General features: G+C 63.6%; 1 protein-coding gene. It reads left to right on the top strand.

From position 1 onward, the window contains the following. Positions 1-35: 35 nt before the first annotated feature. Positions 36-946 (top strand): IS110 family transposase (locus tag ACPUD7_RS17700; protein ID WP_425120644.1); only part of this gene is annotated, 911 nt, incomplete at its 3' end.

Raw genomic sequence — 946 nt, 5'->3', positions numbered from 1 at the left:
AACCGCAGTCACACCAGTCGAAGAAGATGAGTGACATGATCACCAACCACGACACCATTGACGTATTCATCGGCATCGATGTCGGCAAACACGACCACCACGCCGTGGCGCTGGCCAGGGACGGCACCCAACTACTGTCGAAGGCCCTGCCCCAGAACGAAGCAAAACTCCGAGCACTCATCGACAAGCTCCGCACCCACGGGACACTCCTGCTCGTCGTCGATCAGCCCGCCACGATCGGAGCCCTACCCGTCGCCGTCGCACAAGCAGCCGGCGTCACCGTGGCCTACCTCCCCGGGTTGGCGATGCGCCGCATCGCGGACCTGCACCCAGGAGAGGCAAAGACCGATGCCCGGGATGCCGCGATCATCGCTGAAGCCGCCCGCACCATGCCACATACCCTGCGCGGGATTCGGGTCAGCGATGAAAACGTCGCGGAACTGTCGATGCTGTGTGGCTACGACGATGACCTCGCCAAACAAGCCACGGCCACGTCGAACAGGATCCGGGGCCTACTCACCCAGATACACCCCGGACTAGAAGCCGTCATCGGTGCCCACCTGGACCATCCTGCAATGACGGCGCTGCTGGTGAAGTACCCGACACCGAAGGCTCTACGTCGGGCCGGCAAGCACCGGGTCGAGACGCTGCTGGCCAAACACGCTCCACGAGCGTGGAAACGCTGGGCGACAGCGATCTTCGCCGCCTTGGACGAGCAGACTGTGGTGGTCGCGGGCACCGATGCGGCAGGGATCGTTCTCCCGCAACTGGCCACAGCTTTGGCTCAGACGAGGTCGTCGCGGGACGAGGTCTTTGCACGGATCGAGGAGTTGGTGGAATCGCATCCTCTTTTCGAGCTCCTGACATCGATGCCGGCAGTCGGCGTCAGGACAGCGGCGAGGATCCTGACCGAGGTCGTGGGCAAGGACTTCGCCACTGCCGGGCA

The organism is Brevibacterium sp. FAM 24630, from assembly GCF_049804075.1.
GTDB lineage: Bacteria > Actinomycetota > Actinomycetes > Actinomycetales > Brevibacteriaceae > Brevibacterium.
This window is presented reverse-complemented; position numbering and strand designations above follow the sequence as displayed.